This is a genomic window from Acidovorax soli (assembly GCF_900107605.1).
Classification (GTDB): domain Bacteria; phylum Pseudomonadota; class Gammaproteobacteria; order Burkholderiales; family Burkholderiaceae_C; genus Acidovorax; species Acidovorax soli.
The window spans coordinates 275,066-293,226 of sequence record NZ_FNQJ01000002.1 but is presented as its reverse complement, the minus strand read 5'-3'; the positions used below and the strand labels follow the sequence as shown (position 1 = coordinate 293,226).

17 protein-coding genes are annotated in these 18,161 nt (G+C 65.1%); 15 read left to right on the top strand and 2 right to left on the bottom strand.

Features of this window, described 5'->3' with window-relative positions; all coding sequences use genetic code 11:
- The first annotated feature begins 57 nt into the window (after positions 1 to 57).
- Both BLW02_RS03125 and BLW02_RS03120 read left to right on the top strand, forming a co-directional pair.
- The gene (locus BLW02_RS03125; RefSeq protein ID WP_092697011.1) at positions 58 to 1,317 is read left to right on the top strand and encodes a c-type cytochrome; all 1,260 of its coding nucleotides are present in this window, start codon (positions 58 to 60) and stop codon (positions 1,315 to 1,317) included.
- A 241-nt stretch (positions 1,318 to 1,558) separates the two neighbouring features.
- Complete coding sequence (locus tag BLW02_RS03120; protein ID WP_092696961.1) at positions 1,559 to 3,172, top strand: Wzy polymerase domain-containing protein; 1,614 nt, start codon at positions 1,559 to 1,561, stop codon at positions 3,170 to 3,172.
- Between the two features lie 9 nt (positions 3,173 to 3,181).
- Here the strand turns inward: BLW02_RS03120 and BLW02_RS03115 are convergent, their stop codons facing one another.
- Positions 3,182 to 3,766, bottom strand: a complete 585-nt coding sequence (locus BLW02_RS03115; RefSeq protein ID WP_092696960.1) for a YqiA/YcfP family alpha/beta fold hydrolase — start codon at positions 3,764 to 3,766, stop codon at positions 3,182 to 3,184.
- 363 nt (positions 3,767 to 4,129) lie between these two features.
- On the opposite strand from BLW02_RS03115, the gene rodA reads away from it, so the two are divergent.
- The 6 genes from rodA to BLW02_RS03085 all read left to right on the top strand — a co-directional run bounded on the left by rodA (position 4,130) and on the right by BLW02_RS03085 (position 9,733).
- Positions 4,130 to 5,302 (top strand): rod shape-determining protein RodA, encoded by a 1,173-nt coding sequence (rodA, locus tag BLW02_RS03110; protein ID WP_092696959.1) that lies wholly within the window; start codon positions 4,130 to 4,132, stop codon positions 5,300 to 5,302.
- A gap of 88 nt (positions 5,303 to 5,390) precedes the next feature.
- Entirely contained in the window at positions 5,391 to 5,726 is a 336-nt protein-coding gene (locus BLW02_RS03105; RefSeq protein WP_092696958.1) for a YegP family protein, read from the top strand.
- A gap of 82 nt (positions 5,727 to 5,808) precedes the next feature.
- Positions 5,809 to 7,293 (top strand): metalloprotease TldD, encoded by a 1,485-nt coding sequence (tldD, locus tag BLW02_RS03100; protein ID WP_092696957.1) that lies wholly within the window; start codon positions 5,809 to 5,811, stop codon positions 7,291 to 7,293.
- A gap of 102 nt (positions 7,294 to 7,395) precedes the next feature.
- Positions 7,396 to 7,932, top strand: coding sequence for a hypothetical protein (locus BLW02_RS03095; protein WP_092696956.1), 537 nt, complete (start codon positions 7,396 to 7,398; stop codon positions 7,930 to 7,932).
- Positions 7,933 to 8,203: 271 nt separating this feature from the next.
- Complete coding sequence (locus BLW02_RS03090; protein WP_092696955.1) at positions 8,204 to 9,325, top strand: 3-deoxy-7-phosphoheptulonate synthase; 1,122 nt, start codon at positions 8,204 to 8,206, stop codon at positions 9,323 to 9,325.
- Positions 9,326 to 9,421: 96 nt separating this feature from the next.
- Positions 9,422 to 9,733: a hypothetical protein gene (locus BLW02_RS03085; RefSeq protein ID WP_092696954.1), complete on the top strand. Its 312-nt coding sequence runs from the start codon at positions 9,422 to 9,424 to the stop codon at positions 9,731 to 9,733.
- Positions 9,734 to 9,783: 50 nt separating this feature from the next.
- Here BLW02_RS03085 and mpl read toward each other — a convergent pair whose 3' ends face one another.
- Positions 9,784 to 11,205, bottom strand: coding sequence for a UDP-N-acetylmuramate:L-alanyl-gamma-D-glutamyl-meso-diaminopimelate ligase (mpl, locus tag BLW02_RS03080; protein WP_092696953.1), 1,422 nt, complete (start codon positions 11,203 to 11,205; stop codon positions 9,784 to 9,786).
- A gap of 196 nt (positions 11,206 to 11,401) precedes the next feature.
- On the opposite strand from mpl, the gene BLW02_RS03075 reads away from it, so the two are divergent.
- From BLW02_RS03075 to BLW02_RS03040, 7 genes are all read left to right on the top strand, one after another.
- Positions 11,402 to 11,998, top strand: a complete 597-nt coding sequence (locus BLW02_RS03075) for a hypothetical protein (RefSeq protein WP_092696952.1) — start codon at positions 11,402 to 11,404, stop codon at positions 11,996 to 11,998.
- Complete coding sequence (locus tag BLW02_RS03070) at positions 11,995 to 12,576, top strand: TlpA family protein disulfide reductase (RefSeq protein ID WP_092696951.1); 582 nt, start codon at positions 11,995 to 11,997, stop codon at positions 12,574 to 12,576. Before BLW02_RS03075 ends, BLW02_RS03070 begins: the two co-directional genes overlap by 4 nt.
- 150 nt (positions 12,577 to 12,726) lie before the next feature.
- Entirely contained in the window at positions 12,727 to 13,182 is a 456-nt protein-coding gene (gene accB, locus BLW02_RS03065) for an acetyl-CoA carboxylase biotin carboxyl carrier protein (RefSeq protein ID WP_092696950.1), read from the top strand.
- A gap of 225 nt (positions 13,183 to 13,407) precedes the next feature.
- Positions 13,408 to 14,757: an acetyl-CoA carboxylase biotin carboxylase subunit gene (accC, locus tag BLW02_RS03060; RefSeq protein ID WP_092696949.1), complete on the top strand. Its 1,350-nt coding sequence runs from the start codon at positions 13,408 to 13,410 to the stop codon at positions 14,755 to 14,757.
- 77 nt (positions 14,758 to 14,834) lie between these two features.
- Positions 14,835 to 15,737 carry a 50S ribosomal protein L11 methyltransferase gene (gene prmA, locus BLW02_RS03055; RefSeq protein ID WP_092696948.1) on the top strand — a complete coding sequence of 301 codons (903 nt, stop codon included), beginning with the start codon at positions 14,835 to 14,837 and terminating at the stop codon, positions 15,735 to 15,737.
- A gap of 55 nt (positions 15,738 to 15,792) precedes the next feature.
- Complete coding sequence (locus BLW02_RS03045) at positions 15,793 to 17,223, top strand: DUF3426 domain-containing protein (protein ID WP_244273601.1); 1,431 nt, start codon at positions 15,793 to 15,795, stop codon at positions 17,221 to 17,223.
- Between the two features lie 22 nt (positions 17,224 to 17,245).
- Complete coding sequence (locus BLW02_RS03040; protein WP_092696947.1) at positions 17,246 to 18,142, top strand: carbohydrate kinase family protein; 897 nt, start codon at positions 17,246 to 17,248, stop codon at positions 18,140 to 18,142.
- The last annotated feature ends 19 nt before the right edge of the window (positions 18,143 to 18,161 follow it).

The window sequence follows — 18,161 nt, the reverse complement described above, 5'->3', positions numbered from 1 at the left end:
CTGGCAGCGCCGCAGGGGCAAGGTTTGCCAAAACATTGGTTGACAGGAGAAATGCACATGAAACACGCACCCATTTCCCTGCGCGCCGCTCAGGCGCTGCGTGCTGCGAACACCTTGCGCCTGCTGCGCCTTGCCGGCCCGCTGGGCCTGGTTGCGGCCGTGGCGGTCGCCTGCGGTGGCGGGTCATCGACGGACAGTGCCGATGCGACCCAGGCTGCGCTGGTCGCGCAGGGCCGGCAGATCTTTCGCTTTGACACCTTCGGCGACGAGGCGCAGTGGACCGATGTGCTGAAGATGCACGACGTCATCAACGCCGCGGTCGACCCGGTCACGGCGCTGTCCGTGGGGCTGAAGGTCGACGCCGAGGCCTTGCCCGCCGCCGTGGTGGCCGGCATCCAGAACGGCAGCGTGGACCTTCAAAGCCCGGCCACCACGGTGGCGCTGCTCAAGCTCAACGCCGTTGTCGGCGTCAAGGGTGTGGTGGAAACGGTCAACGGCGTGGACCGGCTGGTCCGGGTGGGCATCACCTGTGCGCTGTGCCATTCGACCGTCGACAACTCGTTCTCCAAGGGCATTGGCAAGCGCCTGGATGGCTGGCCCAACCGCGATCTCAATCCGGGGGCGATCATGGCCTTGTCGCCCGCGCTGGACTTGGCGGCGAAGGCCGCACTCAACAGCTGGGGGCCGGGCAAGTTCGATCCGCGCCACAACGTGGACGGCCTGAGCAAGCCGGTCGTCATTCCGCCGGCCTACGGTCTGGCGGGCATCCACCGCATCACCTTCACCGGAGACGGCGAGGACATCGCCTACTGGAACCGCTATGTGGCGGTGGCCGAGATGGGCGGGCAAGGGACGGTGATCGAGCCGCGCCTGAACCTCCGCATCACACATGGTACCGACGATCTGGTTTCGGCCAAGCTGCCCGCCCTGCAGGCGTACCAGCTGTCGCTGGGTGCGCCACCGGCCCCGGCGGGCAGCTTTGACCCGGTGGCCGCCGAGCGCGGGCGCATCGTGTTTGAAGGTGGCGGCAAGTGTGCGGCCTGCCACAGCGGGGGCAGTTTCACCGACGCCAATACCCGCTTGCACCCACCGGGTGATTCCATGGCAGAGCCAGAAACCCCGAGCTACGCCTCTCGGTCAGCAACCCGGCTGTACCGCACGTCGCCCTTGAAAGGGGTCTGGCAGCACGCCCCTTATTTCCACGACGGCTCGGCCGCCACCCTGGACGATGTGGCGCAGGCCTACAACACCCGGCAGAGCCTGGGCCTCAGCGCCCAGGAGGTGGCCGACCTGGCGCAGTACCTGAAATCGCTGTAGCCGCAGGAGGCGGCCTATGGCATGAATGCACCGGAAAGATCCGGCTGATCGGTATCCTGGTCAGTGCAGGCCCGCAGGGCCGGGTCATCGATACGGTGGGCGGCTGTGGGCGCCAGCCTGTGGGCCCAGGGCCAGCAGACTGGTGTTGCCGATCTGCGGGGGAGCCAGCGCGGCCGGCGCAGGTGCTGCCGGCCCGCCCCTATGATCCAGGGCTTTTGCATGAAGACTTGGGTTCATTGAAATGCGTCTGGATGCCATTGCCGCACCGCTGACCCTGCTGGCAGTGGCTGTGCCGTTTCTGTTCTCGTACCCGCAGCCCCCATCCTCCAATTTCTGGCCCCTGGCAGCGGCGTGGGTTTGCGCGGCCGTGCTGGCCCTGCTGGTGGTGTGCCGGACCGGGTGGCTGCGCCGCGCGCCGGATGCAGCCCTGGCGCCGGATGGCCGTGCTTTCCTGGCAGCGCAGCTGGCGGTGGGCCTGTTGCTGGCGGCCTTGCTGGCCGGGGTGGTCGGCTTGCTGCAGTACTTTCTGGGCGACCCCGGGCTGTCGCCCTGGGTGCAGCCCTCCACGCAAGGGCAGGCCATCGGCAACCTGCGCCAGCGCAACCAGCAGGCATCGCTGATGAGCCTGGGGGTGTGGGCGCTGTTGTGGGTGGTGGCGCAGGTGCCGGCGCGGCTGGTGGCTGGCCGCGCAGCGCCGGCAACGCCATTGCAGCAAGCCTTGCTGGGCGGCGGGCGCATGTGGCCGTCGTGGCTGGTGGGCCTGCTGGTGGTTGCTGCGCTGGCGTTGCTGGCGGCGGGCAGCGCGGCCACGGCATCGCGCACCGGGGCGATGCAGTGGCTGCTGATGGTGGCGCTGCTGGTGCTGTGGCGCGGCACCGGCGGGCGCCTGGCGGTGGGCCTGGCCCTGGTCGGGATGCTGCTGTATGCCCTGGCCGGCTGGATGCTGCCGGTCCTGTTGCTGGACTGGACGGGGTTTGCCACCGAAGGCGTGTTCACCCGCCTGGGGGGCGACACGCAGACCTGTGGCAGCCGGCGGGTGCTGTGGTCCAACGTGCTCTACCTGATTGCCCAGAAGCCCTGGACGGGCTGGGGCTGGGGCGAGCTAGACTATGCGCACTACATGACGCTGTTTCCGGGGGAGCGCTTTTGCACGCTGCTCGACAATGCCCACAACCTGCCTTTGCATCTGGCGGTGGAGCTGGGGCTGCCGGTGGCTGCCATCGCATGCGGCGCCGTGCTGCTTGGGGTGGGGCGCGCGCGGCCTTGGGCGGAGACGGATGCGGTGCGCCAGCTGGCCTGGGGCGCGCTGGCCATCATTGGCTTGCACAGCATGGTGGAGTTCCCCCTGTGGTATGGGCCTTTCCAGCTGGTCACGGCGCTGGCGCTGGCGCTGCTGTGGCGGCGGGCGCTGCTGGGCTGGGTGCGTTCTCCGGCGCTGGTGGCCAGCGCTGCGGTGGCCCTGGTGGCAGTGTGCGGGGTGGGCGCGGCCGTGGCGTGGGATTACTACCGTGTCAGCCAGCTTTACCGCCCCATGGATTCCCGGCCGCCGGCCTACCAGGGCGACACCCTGGCCAAGGTGTCCAACACCGTGCTGTTCACCGACCAGGTGGATTTTGCGTTGCTGACCACCACCGCGCTGACCCATGAGAACGCCCAGCAAGTGCATGCGCTGGCCACGAAGCTGCTGCATTTTTCTCCCGAGCCCCGCGTGATCGAGAAGCTGATCGAAAGTGCGCTGCTGCTGGGCAGGGACGACGAGGTGGCATTCCAGCTGCGGCGTTACCGCGCAGCCTATCCCGAGGAGCATGCGCGCTGGGCGAGCGCCCAGCGCCCCGCACCGCCCGCTGCGCCGTGAGCCTTCGGCTTACGCCAGCTGCAGAAACTGCGCCACGGCCGGCAGGTGGTCTTTGAAGTTGCTGAGCGCATGGTCGCCGCCTTCGAGCAGCGCCAACCGGGCGTCGGGGTAGCGCGCCACCATTTCCCGCCAGTCCAGCACCTCGTCGCCCTTGGCGATGATGGCCAGTTCGGGGCCCACGGGCAGGGGGCGGTCTGTGGCCAGCGCCTGCAGCTCGGCGATGTATTCCGGCAGGAAGAAGAAGCGTTCTGTCGGGTCATGCCATGCCGTTTGCTCGCCAATATGGCGTGCCAGGTCCCGTGCCGGGTCCACGGCAGGGTTCAGCAGGACACTGGGGCAACCCGTGTGCCGCGCCACCCAGCTGGCATAGAAGCCTCCCAGCGAAGAGCCCACCACGGCCATCGAGGCGCGCGGCCAGGCAGCGATGCCTTGCGCCACCAGGGCCATGGCAGCGCGGGGCGAGGGCGGCAGCTGGGGACACCACCAGTGCACCGCAGGATGGTGCTGCGCCACATAGGCCGCCATCAGCCGGGCCTTGGCCGACTGGGGGGAGGAACGAAAACCGTGCAGGTACAGCAGGTGCGTGGTGGTCATGGGGCTCTCGGTGCGGGGACTGGCTGGGCCATTGCTGCCTTGGGCGGGTGCAGCGCCAGCATAAGACCCGTGTCCCAGGGGGCCACGCCGTGCGGCCCGCGGTTTTGCCAGCGCACACCACGCTCGATTTTGCCCCGCTTTCCACCGCCAACCGCCGGGTTCCGGGGGGGGGGCTCCCTGTGCTGGGCCGTTTCGAGCTGCTGCGGGTGCTGGGGCGCGGTGTGCAGGCCGGCTTATCTGGCGCCCAAGGCAGCCGCAGGTGGCGCGCTACGCCAGCGCAGAGGGGCCGTGATGGCCTTGCGGCAGACGGGCTGACGCGGCCTGCGTTGACCGGGCAGCCCTGGCGGGCCCGATAATTGCGCCATGGCCGCCGTTTTTGACAAACCCTCTCTCACCCAGCGTTTCGTGCCCCTGTTTCAGGGGTTTGACTGGCCGCTCGTCCTGGTGGTGGCGATGCTGGCCAGCGCCGGGCTGCTGGCCATGTATTCGTCGGGCTACGACCATGGCTCGCGCTTCATGGACCATGGGCGCAACATGCTGATTGCGGCCGCCATCCTGTTCATGGTGGCCCAGGTGCCGCCACAAAAGCTCATGGCCATGGCCGTGCCCCTTTACGCCGTGGGGGTGGCGCTGCTGGTGGCTGTGGCGCTGTTCGGCATCACCAAGAAAGGCGCCCAGCGCTGGATCAATCTGGGCATCGTGATCCAGCCCAGCGAAATCCTCAAGATCGCCATGCCGCTGATGCTGGCCTGGTGGTTTCAGAAGCGCGAGGGCCAGTTGCGGCCACTCGATTTTGCCGCGGCCGGGCTGCTGCTGGCCGTTCCGGTGGGCCTGATCATGAAGCAGCCCGACCTGGGCACTTCGCTGCTGGTGCTGGCGGCGGGGCTGTCGGTAATCTTTTTTGCCGGCCTGTCGTGGAAGCTGGTGCTGCCCCCGGTGCTGCTGGGTGCCGTGGGCATCGTGCTGCTGGTCTCCCTGGAGCCCCAGCTGTGCGCCGAAGGGGTGCGCTGGTCGGTCCTGCACGACTACCAGCAGCAGCGCATCTGCACTTTGCTCGATCCCTCACGGGATCCTCTGGGCAAGGGATTCCACATCATCCAGGGCATGATTGCGATTGGCTCGGGCGGCATCTTTGGCAAGGGCTTCATGGCAGGCACGCAGACCCACCTCGAGTTCATTCCCGAGCGCACGACCGACTTCATCTTCGCCGCCTTTTCCGAAGAGTTCGGCCTGGCCGGCAACCTGTTCCTGATCGTGTGCTTCTTGCTGCTGGTGTGGCGCGGGCTGGCCATCGCGGTGGGCGCAACGACCCTGTTCGGGCGGCTCATGGCAGGGGCGGTGTCGATGATCTTCTTCACCTATGCCTTTGTGAACATGGGCATGGTCAGTGGCATCCTGCCCGTGGTGGGTGTGCCGCTGCCGTTCATCAGCTACGGCGGAACGGCCATGGTCACGCTGGGGCTGGCGCTGGGCATCCTGATGTCGGTCGCCCGGGCCCAGCGCATCGATCCCAAGGACGCCCGGCCCGCGCTGTGAGGGGCCGGCGCCCCATTGCGCTGCAGGGGGCTTGCGGGTACAACCCGGTTGCCAACCGTGCTTTGGCATTAATCCGGAGGTGCTTCCCATGGCGTCAAGGTTTGAGCTGAAAAAATCCAAGAACGACAAGTTCGTATTCAATCTGCTGGCGGACAACGGCAAGGTCATTTTGACCAGCGAACTCTACGAGTCCAAGGCCAGTGCGCTCAACGGCATCGAATCCGTCAAGAAGAATGCTCCCGACGATGGCCGCTTCGGGCGGCTGAGCGCCAAGGATGGATCGCCCTATTTCACGCTCAAGGCGGGCAATGGCCAGGTCATCGGCCAGAGCCAGATGTTTTCCGGCGAAAAGGCCCGCGATGACAGCATTGAATCGGTCAAGAACAACGCCCCCGGGGCGGTGACAGACGACCAGACCGTGTAATTGCCCGGCAGCGGTGGGCGCGTACCGCGTGGGTTGCGCCCCTGCCCCGCGAAGGGCATGGCGGCGCGCCTAAAATGCCCGCATGTTCTCACGCTCCCCCTCTGTCGCGCCACGGCGCGAGTCCACCCGGCAGCGCATTGATGTTGCCTGCCAGTTGCTCCTGACGCCTTTTGGCCTTGATGAAAACCATCTGGCGCGTGCGCTGGCGGAAATTCGCATCCACCAGGTGGACGATGCCGACCTGTATTTTCAGTACACCCGCAGCGAAGGCTGGAGCCTGGAAGAGGGCATCGTCAAGACAGGTTCGTTTTCCATCGACCAGGGCGTGGGGGTGCGCGCCGTCAGCGGCGAGAAGACGGCGTTTGCCTATTCCGACGACATCTCCGAGGCCTCGCTGCTCGATGCAGCCCGCACTGTGCGGTCTATTTCGGCGGCAGCACAGAAAGGGCGTGTACGAGTAGCTTCCAAAAAGATAGCTGTCGGGCGCAGCCTGTATCCCGGCGTGGATCCCATCTCGACATTGGACAGCACGGCCAAGGTGGCCCTGCTCGGGCAGGTGGAGCAGCGTGCCCGCGCCAAGGACCCGCGCGTGGCCCAGGTCATGGCCGGACTGGCCAGCGAATACGACGTGGTGCTGGTGGCCCGCGCGGACGGCACGCTGGCCGCCGATGTGCGGCCGCTGGTGCGGCTGTCGGTCACCGTGATCGTCGAGCAGAACGGTCGCCGTGAAATGGGCTCGGCCGGTGGTGGTGGGCGCTTCGGCCTAGCGTACTTCGACGATGCGCAGATCGCCAGATATGTGGACGAGGCGGTGAACGCCGCCCTGGTCAATCTGGAATCGCGCCCCGCGCCTGCGGGCGAGATGACGGTGGTCCTGGGCCCCGGCTGGCCTGGCATCCTGCTGCACGAGGCCATCGGCCATGGGCTGGAGGGTGACTTCAACCGCAAGGGATCCAGCGCCTTCAGTGGCCGCATCGGCCAGCGCGTGGCGGCCAAGGGGGTCACCGTGCTCGATGACGGCACCATCGCCGACCGGCGCGGTTCGCTCAATGTGGACGACGAGGGCAACACCAGCCAGCGCAATGTGCTGATCGAGGATGGCATCCTCAAGGGCTACATCCAGGATTCGCTCAACGCCCGCCTGATGGGCGTGGCGCCCACGGGCAATGGCCGGCGCGAGAGCTATGCGCACATCCCCATGCCGCGCATGACCAACACCTACATGCTGGGCGGCGACAAGGATCCGCAAGAGATCGTCGCCAGCATCAAGAAGGGCCTGTACGCCACCAACTTCGGCGGCGGGCAGGTGGACATCACCTCGGGCAAGTTCGTGTTCAGCGCCAGCGAGGCCTACTGGGTGGAAAACGGCAAGATCCTCTACCCGGTCAAGGGCGCGACCATCGTGGGCAGCGGCCCCGAATGCCTCAAGCATGTCAGCATGATCGGCAACGACATGGCGCTCGACAGCGGCGTGGGCACCTGTGGCAAGGAAGGCCAGAGCGTGCCGGTGGGCGTGGGCCAGCCCACCCTGCGCATCGACGGGCTGACGGTGGGCGGAACCGCCTGACGCTGCACTGACAACGCCCCGGCTGCTGCTTGCGCGCATGGTGGCGCTGAGTGGGCCGCGCAGGGGGCGACAGCCCGCAAGCGGCGGCGCACAATGGCGTGCATGCCTGCGCCACTTTCCAGTTTGCAGCACACACTCCAGTCGTTCGGCGACATCAGCCGTTTCCTGCGCGAAGGCGGGGCAGACGAGGATTCCCTCCTGCTGCGGGACAAGCTGGGGGCGCTTTCTATGCAGATCGACGAAGCCACCCGTCTGCGCCGCACCGGAGCCGACGCCACGGCCATCACCCGCCGCGTGGGAGATCTGGCCCAGTGCGCCCGGGAGCACCAGCTTTTTCTCACAGGGCTGGGTTCCGCCTGGCACGCGTTGTACGAGTTCGGCGTCTACCAGCGGGCGCTGCGGGAGCTGCGTGACGCCATCGCCGCATGGCAGCAGGCGCTGGAGCGCCACAGCACCCAGGAAGGTACCAGCTTTCGGCAATTTGAACTGCTGGCCTGGCGTACGCTGGGCGAGGCATTGCTGCTCATCGACATGTACGAGCACGGCAGTGGCCCGCAAAGCGATTTGCCCGGCGTGTTGCCGCAGCGCCCGTCGCGCTGGCAGCGCCTGCGGGCATGGTTTCGGCGCCTGCGGCCATAGTGCTTCAGCCGCGCACCCTGGCGGATCGCGCGATAGTTGCCGCCACGCCACAATGCACCGGGCTTGCTGCGGTGCGGCAAACACTGTGCTACATTGATCTCCATGCAAGTCCGCAGCGCTTTTTATTTTTGGTTTTGGATCTCAGTCCCCGGCGGATGAGAGGACAGCGCGCAAGCCCACACAAGCTCCCCATACCAACCGCCGACGCTGAAGAGCCCGGCGGTTTTTGTTTTTCTGACCTTCTGACATTTCACTCCACGAGGAAGTAACCATGACGGCCCACACCACCCCCGCCAGCGATGCCTGGTACCGCAGCGTCGAGAAAACCAGCCAGACCGACGACGAACGTATCAAGGACATCACCGTGTTGCCACCTCCCGAACACCTGATCCGCTTTTTCCCCATCAGCGGAACGCCGGTGGAAACGCTGATCACCCAGACCCGCAAGAACATCCACCGCATCATGGCCGGCAAGGACGACCGCCTGCTGGTGGTGATCGGCCCCTGTTCCATCCATGACCCGGCTGCCGCGCTGGAATACGCCCGCCGCCTTGCCGCGGTGCGGGCCCAGTACGCCGACACGCTGGAGATCGTGATGCGTGTGTATTTCGAGAAACCCCGCACCACGGTGGGCTGGAAGGGCCTGATCAACGACCCCTACCTCGATGAAAGCTACCGCATCGACGAAGGGCTGCGCATCGCGCGCCAGCTGCTGATCGAGATCAACCGCCTGGGCATCCCGGCGGGCAGCGAATTTCTGGACGTGATCTCGCCCCAGTACATCGGCGACCTCATCAGCTGGGGCGCCATCGGGGCCCGCACCACCGAGAGCCAGGTACACCGCGAGCTGGCCTCTGGGCTGTCGGCGCCCATCGGTTTCAAGAACGGCACGGACGGCAACATCCGCATCGCCACCGATGCCATCCAGTCCGCCAGCCGGGGCCACCATTTCCTGTCGGTGCACAAGAACGGCCAGGTCGCCATCGTCAATACCAAGGGCAACAAGGACTGCCACGTCATCCTGCGCGGCGGCAAGGCGCCCAACTACGATGCCGCCAGTGTCGCCGCTGCCTGCAAGGACCTGGAAGCTGCCCACTTGCCGGCCACCCTGATGGTCGATTGCAGCCACGCCAACAGCAGCAAACAGCATGAAAAGCAGCTGGATGTGGCGCGCGACATTGCTGCCCAGATCGCGGGCGGCTCGCGCAGCGTGTTCGGCCTCATGATCGAGAGCCACCTGCACGCCGGTGCCCAGAAGTTCTCGCCCGGCAAGGACCAGCCCGGCGCGCTGGAGTATGGCAAGAGCATCACCGATGCCTGCCTGGGCTGGGACGACTCGCTGCAGTCGCTGGCCGAGCTCTCGGCCGCCGTACTGGCCCGCCGCGCCCGCTGATTCCGCAGCGGCGGTGTAAGCTCAAACCTCCGGGGTGCGCGCCAGGCGTGCGGCCCCGGCCCTTGCATCCACCTTGCGCCAGAAAGGCAACCCATCATGCACAGCGAAGTGTCGGTCCAACTGACTGGAAACCAGGAATTCCGTTTTGATCTGCAGGGCCAGGAGCCGCTGGCAAACGAAGCCGCGCGCCGCTGGCTCGACGATCAGTTCACAGCCCTTGATTGCGAACCCCTGCGCGCCAGCGGCAAGGTATTGCTGGCCGACAAGGTGCTGACCGTGGCGCGGGCTGCGGGCGCCTCGCTGTTCAACGATCCCGTCTGGTCGCGCGACTTTGCCCGTGCTGCCAGTGCCGCGCTGGCCAAGCCCGTGGTGCGGGTGGACGTGCCGGGCATGGCGGTGTCTTACTGAGTATCCGGTGAAAATGGTTGCTGGCGCTTATGGTTAAAGCGCTAATGCTATTATTTTGATAGTGAATTCAGCAGCCGTTCGTGCACCCCGCCAAAGCCGCCGTTGCTCATGCAGACGATGTGATCCCCCGGCTGCGCCGCCTGCAGCACCTGGCTGACCAGGGTGTCGATGTCTGCCGCGATTTGCGCGCGCTGGCCGGAGCCCACGCCCAGTGGCGCCAGGGCCTGCGCCGCATCCCAGTCCAGCCCGGCCGTGTGGCAAAAGACCAGGTTGGCCGGCTCCAGCGCCCAGGGCAGCTGGCTTTTCATGGCGCCCAGTTTCATGGTGTTGCTGCGCGGCTCGAACACGGCCAGGATGCGGGCATCGGGCCCCAGGCTGCGGCGCAGGCCATCGAGCGTGGTGCGCAATGCCGTGGGGTGGTGCGCAAAATCGTCGTACACGGCGATGTTGCCCACGGTGCCGCGCAGTTCCATGCGGCGTTTGACATTCTGAAAATCGGCCAGCGCCTGTGCGGCCTGCTGCACCGGCACGCCCACATGGTGGGCCGCTGCGATGGCCGCCAGCGCATTGAGCTGGTTGTGCACGCCCGTCAGGCCCCATTGCACCCGCGCCACGGCCGCGCCCCGGTGCAGCACATCAAAGGCTTGCGGATCGCCCTGCGCAGAAAAATCGCTCACGGCGGCGCCGAAGCTGCTCACCGTGCTCCAGCAGCCGGCGTGCAGCACGCGGGTCAGGCTTTCTTCCAGCCCGTTGACGACCACGCGGCCCGAGGGCGGCACGGTGCGCACCAGGTGGTGGAACTGGCGCTCGATGGCGGCCAGGTCGTCAAAAATGTCGGCGTGGTCGAACTCCAGGTTGTTCAGCACCGCCGTACGGGGGCGGTAGTGCACGAACTTGCTGCGCTTGTCGAAAAAGGCCGTGTCGTATTCGTCGGCCTCGATGACGAAGAGCGGGCTGTGGCCCAGCGGTCCCTCGCCTGCGTGGGGACGCTGCGTGGCGCCCAGTCGGGCGGACACCCCGAAATTGAGGGGCACGCCGCCAATCAGAAATCCCGGCTGTTGCCCTGCACTCTCCAGGATCCAGGCCAGCATCGACGTGGTGGTGGTCTTGCCGTGGGTCCCGGCCACCGCCAGCACATGCCGGCCCTGCAGGACCTGCTCGGCCAGCCACTGCGGGCCGCTGGTGTAGGGCAGGCCGGCGTCCAGGATGGCTTCCATGAGGGGGAATTTCGGGCTGCCGTCGGCCAGCCGGGCGCGGCTGACCACATTGCCCACCACGAACACATCGGGTCGCAGCGCCAGCTGGTCCGCGCCAAATCCTTCGATCAGCTCGATGCCCAGGGCCCGCAACTGGTCGCTCATGGGCGGATAAACGCCGGCATCGCATCCGGTGACCTTGTGGCCGGCTTCGCGCGCCAGCGCCGCCAGGCCGCCCATGAATGTTCCGCAGATTCCCAGTATGTGTATGTGCATGGGCGCAGATTCTAAGGTTCAACCAAAAAATGACCGGTAGCTCTTTCATGGTATGCGCGAGAAGCTATGAAAAACATAGTGTCTGCCGGGGTGTCCGGGGACAATGACCGTCACTGCGGCGGGCCATGGCGCGCGCAGCGGCGGTCTGTCACGGGTTGGCGCCACAATAGCGCCTCCAACGCCATCCAACGCCGCCATGCCTACACCTTTGAGCGCCGAAATCGCCAGCACCACTGCCCGGCTGGTCGTGGAAGAAGGGCTGGAATGGGGGCCTGCCAAGCGCCGCGCCGTGCGCGAGCTCGGCCTTCCGGTGCGCACCCCCCTGCCCGACAATGACCAGGTGGAAGAAGCCGTGCGCGAGTACATTGCTCTGTTCTGCGCCGATACCCAGCCCCAGGAATTGCGCGCTCTGCGCCAGCTGGCCCTGGTCTGGATGGAGCGCATGGCCGCCTTCCGGCCCCACCTCGGTGGGGCGGTATGGCATGGCACGGCTACCCGGTTGTCGGATATTTACTTGCAGTTGTTTTGTGATGACTCCAAATCTGCCGAGATCGCGTTGATAGACCACCAGGTGGACTATGAACCGCGCACCGTCACAGGTTTTCATGGTGAATCTGTCGAGGCCCTGAGCGTGGGCAGCATGTGCTCCGAACTGGGTGAAATGATTGGCGTGCATCTGTTGATCTACGATCTCGACGATTTGCGCGGGGCGTTGCGCCCTGATGCCAAGGGGCGATCGCCGCGGGGCGACATCACCGCCGTGCGGCGCCTCCTCCAGGAAAATATTCCATGACTGCACCCGTTACCGAGTCTTCTGCAACTGGCGAGCCTGCTCGCGGCGCCGCGCCCGTGAACCGGCGCCGGGCGCTGTATGCCGGTGTGGCCGCTGCCGCTGCAGTTGGCGGCGCGGGCCTGGCATGGTGGCGCCTGCAGCCCCACGCCATGGAGGCCGGCGCCGAGCAGGTGCTGTGGACGCAGGCGTTCGATACGCCCGAGGGCACGCGCTTGGCCATGCAGGCGTTTGCTGGCAAGCCCCTGCTGCTCAACTTCTGGGCGACCTGGTGCCCGCCCTGCGTGGACGAGTTGCCCATGCTCAATACCTTTTACCGTGACAACAAGGAAAAAGGCTGGCAAGTGGTGGGATTGGCGATTGATCAGCCGTCTTCGGTGCGGAAATTCCTGACCCGTCTGCCCCTTGATTTTCCGGTGGGGTTGGCGGGGCTGGGAGGCTCGGAGCTCGGGCGCTCCCTGGGCAACCTGACAGGTGGGCTACCTTTTACGGTGGTTTTCAGCCCGGAAGGGAGGGTGTTGCATCGTAAAATGGGGCAAGTCACCCCGCAGGATCTGCAAACATGGGTGGCCATGCGCTGAACATGGTGCGGCGCGGGGCGGGGCCGGATTGGTGGGGGTCCAGAGGCAATACCCTGCTGTCAGCGGTGAAAAATGTGCTCTGAAGACTGAAATAGGCTGAAATTGGAGTAAATTCGCGCCTTATTCAGTTTTATGGCCGTTGGAGCTCCCATGGATTTGCGAAAACTCAAAACCCTGATCGACCTGGTATCCGAGTCGAATGTGTCTGAACTCGAGATCACCGAAGCCGAGGGCAAGGTCCGCATCGTCAAGAGTGGCGGTGCCGTGGTGCAGCAATATGTTCCAGCCCCCATGCCCGCGCCGGCTGCTGCAGCAGCAGCCGCTCCGGTGGCTGTGGCGGAGTTGCCCGCCCCGGTGGCTGCAGCGCCCACTGGCCATGTGGTGAAGTCTCCCATGGTTGGCACGTTCTACCGTTCGTCGAGCCCGGGCGCCAAGGCCTTCGTCGAGGTGGGCAGCCAGGTCAAGGAAGGCGAGACGGTCTGCATCATCGAGGCGATGAAGATCCTCAATGAGATCGAGGCCGACAAGTCCGGCACCGTGACCAAGATACTGGGCGAGAACGGCCAGGCCGTCGAATACGGGCAGCCCCTGTTCGTGATCGAGTAAGGCGTTCATGTTCAAGAAGATCCTTGTTGCGAATCGCGGCGTTCTTGCCGCAGGCAAGGCGAAGCAAATTGCACTGGCACGCGCCAGCGTGCAGGCGATGAGCCGCGAGACAACCCATGTTTAAAAAGATTCTGGTCGCCAATCGCGGCGTTCTTGCCGCAGGCAAGGCGAAGCAAATTGCACTGGCACGCGCCAGCGTGCAGGCGATGAGCCGCGAGACAACCCATGTTTAAAAAGATTCTGGTCGCCAATCGCGGCGAAATCGCCCTTCGGATCCAGCGTGCCTGCCAGGAGCTGGGTGTGAAGGCCGTGATGGTCTATTCTGAGGCCGATCGTGATGCCAAGTATGTGAAGCTGGCCGAAGAGGCCGTGTGCATTGGCCCGGCGCCTTCGCCGCTGTCCTATCTCAACATGCCCGCCATCATCTCGGCCGCCGAGGTGACGGATGCAGAAGCCATCCACCCCGGCTATGGTTTCCTGTCCGAGAACGCCGACTTTGCCGAGCGCGTGGAAAAGAGTGGTTTCCAGTTCATCGGCCCCACCCCTGAAAACATCCGCATGATGGGCGACAAGGTGTCGGCCAAGCAGGCGATGATTCGCGCGGGTGTGCCGTGTGTGCCGGGGTCGGACGGCGAATTGCCGGACGATCCGGTGCAGATCCGTCGCATTGCCAAGGCGGTGGGTTATCCGGTGATCATCAAGGCTGCTGGCGGTGGCGGCGGCCGCGGCATGCGCGTGGTGCACACCGAGGCGGCGCTGGTCAATGCCGTGCAGATGACCAAGGCCGAGGCGGGTGCTGCGTTTGGCAACCCGGCGGTGTACATGGAGAAGTTCCTGCAGAACCCCCGCCATATCGAGATACAGATCCTGGCCGACAAGCACCGTAACGCGGTGTATCTGGGCGAGCGTGACTGCTCGATGCAGCGCCGCCACCAGAAGGTGATCGAAGAGGCGCCGGCGCCCGGCATTCCCCGCAAGCTGATCGAGCGGATCGGGGAGCGCTGCGTGGCGGCCTGCAAGAAGATCGGCTACCGCGGTGCGGGTACTTTCGAGTTCCTGTATGAAAACGGCGAGTTCTATTTCATCGAGATGAACACGCGCGTTCAGGTGGAGCATCCGGTGACCGAATGGATCACGGGTGTGGACATCGTGCGCACGCAGATCATGGTGGCAGCCGGTGAGAAGCTTCCCTTCACGCAGCGGCAAATTGAAATCCGTGGCCATGCCATCGAATGCCGGGTGAATGCCGAAGACCCCTACAAGTTCATCCCTTCGCCGGGGCGCATCACCATGTGGCATGCGCCGGGTGGTCCGGGGGTGCGCGTGGACTCGCACGCATATACCAATTATTTTGTGCCCCCGAACTACGATTCGATGATCGGCAAGATCATCGTGCACGGCGATACGCGTGAGCAGGCCCTGGCCCGCATGCGCGCGGCGCTGTCGGAAACGGTGATCGAGGGGATCAACACCAATGTGCCGCTGCACCGCGAACTGATGGTGGATGCCAAGTTTGTGGCGGGTGGTACCAACATCCACTACCTGGAAGAGTGGCTGTCCCAGCACAAGCGGTGAAGCCACCTTGTGCATCGTTTCATGCTGGCTCCTGGCAACGGGTGCCAGCATTTCATTTTTTCTGAGAGGCATGTCCCATGTTTGAGCTGAGCCTGATGTGTCCCGAAGACCGCATTGAGGCGGTGAGCGATGCGCTGGACGCGCTGGACGCGCTGAGCGTTTCGGTGGAGGATGCAGATGCGCAGACCGATGCCGAGCAGGCCTTGTTCGGCGAGCCGGGCATGCCGCCGCCCAAGGATGGTTGGCAGCGCAGCCGGGTGGTGTCATTGTTCGCGACCGAAGCGGTTGCCCGCGAGGCGCAGCAGTTGCTGGCGGTGCAGGATTTCTTCACGGGGTGCCAGGTGCTGGGGTTGGCGCGCGTGCCGGATCAGGACTGGGTGCGGCTCACCCAGTCACAGTTTGCACCCGTGGATATCACGGCGGATTTCTGGATTGTTCCGACCTGGCACGAGCTGCCTGCGCAGGCGCTGCGCAGCATCCGGCTGGATCCGGGGCTGGCTTTTGGCACGGGCACCCATCCCACCACGCGCATGTGCCTGCGGTGGATTGCGCGCCACGGTGTCACCAGCGCCGGGGCGGGCAATCCCCTCGGGCGTGTGCTGGACTATGGCTGTGGTTCGGGCATCCTGGCCATCGGTGCGGCGAAGTTCGGTGCAACCGACATCGATGCGGTGGACATTGATCCGGCTGCCGTCGAGTCCACGGTGCAGAATGCCCAAGCCAATGGTGTGCTGGTGCATGCCGGCCTGCCGGACCAGGCCCACGGGCTTTATCAGACCGTGCTGGCCAACATTCTGGCCACTCCGTTGAAGGTGCTGGCACCCTTGCTGTGCGCGCATGTGGCTCCGGGCGGACACCTCGTGCTGGCAGGTATCCTGGAGCGCCAGGCGCAGGAGCTGAAGGAGGCTTACGCTCCCTGGATCCGCCTGGAGGTTGCCGACACAGAGGATGGCTGGATTCTCATGACGGCCGCTCGCTGAAGTTGCAACCCCGTCGCAGTTTATTGAGAAGGGCGCCGACCACCATGGATCGCAGATGAGTCAGATCACACGCTGCCCGTCCTGCGCGACGATGTTCAAGGTGGTTGCCGATCAGTTGCGCATTTCCGATGGCTGGGTGCGATGCGGCCAATGCAAGGAGGTATTTGACGCATCCGCCCATTTGCTGCCTTCCGAGCCGCAGGTCTTGTTGCCGGATGTTTGCATGGCGGCAGCGCCACCCCCACCGGCACCTGCCAGGCGTGCGACCGATGATGTGCAGGTCTGGGGAGCGTATGCTGACTGGGGGCAGACTGCAGCGACGGCGCCCGGCGTGCCGCCCGTCGGTGCACAGGATTTGCCCGAGGGTCCCGTGGCATCGGATGCCATGCTGGATGTGCCCGTGCCTGCGGTTTCTGCATTGCTTGTCGCCGATGCAGAGACTGTCTTCTCCCCTGAGATGCGCCCGGCCTTGCAGCCAGGTGGCACATTGGCGTGGCGGTCGGTTGGATCGACAGGCGATACTTTCCTGGAGCCGGCGGTCGACGACCGGGCCCCGGCCATTCCGGCGGGGGCAGGGGAGTCTCGGAAAGAAGAGACTCCTGCGATTCGGATCAACGAATGCCCGGCCGGCTACGAGCTGCCAACCGCCGAGCTGGGTGACCCGGATGTGGCCGATGGGTTGCCGGATGGCATCCCGGCGGCAGGTGCGTTGTATGCGCCTTTGGAGTTGCTGCGCAAGCCGTCTGACGAGGCGCCGTCACCGACCGGCTTTGGCGGCGAGGGGGAGAGCGAACCGGCGCAGGAAGACGAACCAGAGCGGGCGTCCAGTCAGCCATTGGAAGCGCCCTTTCCACCGGAGGTTTTGCTCAGGCCCGATAGGGGTCAAAGCGAGGCGTTGGAGGTGGCTGCTCCTGACGGTATGCCCCTAGCGCAACAAGAGTACGACCCACCCGAGGACAGTGTGGGTGCGGAGGATGTGAGTTTCGTGCGCGCGGCCAAGCGCAAGGCCTTCTGGCGACGCCCTTTGGTGCGAGTAGTGCTGGGGACGATCGGGGTCGTGCTGTTGTGCACCCTGGCATTGCAGGTTGTGTTGCAGGAGCGGGACCGCATCGCGGCCATGGATCCCCGTGTGCGCCCCTGGCTTCAGGCACTGTGCGAACCATTTCAATGCACATTGGCTCCGCTGAAACAGATGTCGGATGTCGTGATTGACAGCTCTTCCTTCAACAAGGGGCGCGGGGACAGCTACCAGCTGACCTTCGCCATCAAAAATCGCGCCAACATCCCCTTGGCCATGCCCGCCATGGAGTTGACATTGACCGATGCACAGGACCAGCCCGTACTGCGGCGTGTATTCTTACCGCCGGAGATGGCAGCCCCTGCGGAACTTCCTGCCCTGGGCGTTTGGAACTCTTCGGTGGCGGTCATTGTGACCACTGGCGGAGCGCGCGTGGCGGGCTACCGGTTGCTGGCGTTTTATCCCTAATCTCTTGATCTACCCTCTTGCCATGGCTGTACTGATTTGCGGTTCTCTTGCGTTTGACACCATCATGACTTTTGAAGGGCGGTTCGCCGAGCAGATACTGCCCGATCAGCTTCACATTCTCAACGTCTCGTTCCTTGTGCCCTCCTTGCGGCGGGATTTCGGTGGATGCGCCGGCAACATTGCTTACAGTCTGCGGCAGCTGGGGGGGGAGCCGCTGCCCATGGCCATGCTGGGCAGTGATGGGGCCGACTACCTGGTGCGATTGAAAGAGTTGGGCATCAGCACGGCGCATGTGGGTCAAACCCATGACACCTACACGGCGCAGGCCATGATCATGACGGACCGTGACAATAACCAGATCACTGCCTTTCACCCCGGGGCGATGATGCAGGCCCATGTGAATCGCATTGAACCTCGGGCCGATGTGCGCCTTGGCATTGTTGCACCCGATGGACGGGATGCCATGCTGGAACATGCGGCCCAGTTTGTGGCGGCAGATATTCCGTTTGTCTTCGATCCAGGCCAGGGGCTGCCCATGTTCAGCGGAACGGAACTTTCCCGGTTCGTCGAGCAGGCCACCTGGGTTGCCGTGAACGACTACGAAGGCAAGATGCTGTGCGATCGTACCGGCTGGTCTTGCGCTGACATATCACGCAAGGTGAAGGGATTGGTCGTTACGCTGGGAGCCCAGGGTTGCGAGGTGTGGATTGATGGCGAAAAGACGGTGGTCCCTGCGGTGCAGCCTGCCCAGGTGGTGGATCCGACCGGGTGTGGAGACGCATGGAGGGGGGCGCTGCTTTTCGGATTGGAGCGTGGCTGGCCGCTGGTGCGTTGCGCGGAGTTGGGCAATCGGGTCGGAGCGCTCAAGATTGCACAGCGTGGTCCACAAAATTACCGGCTGGACTTTACGCCCGCCTGATGCCACTTCTCCATCCGGT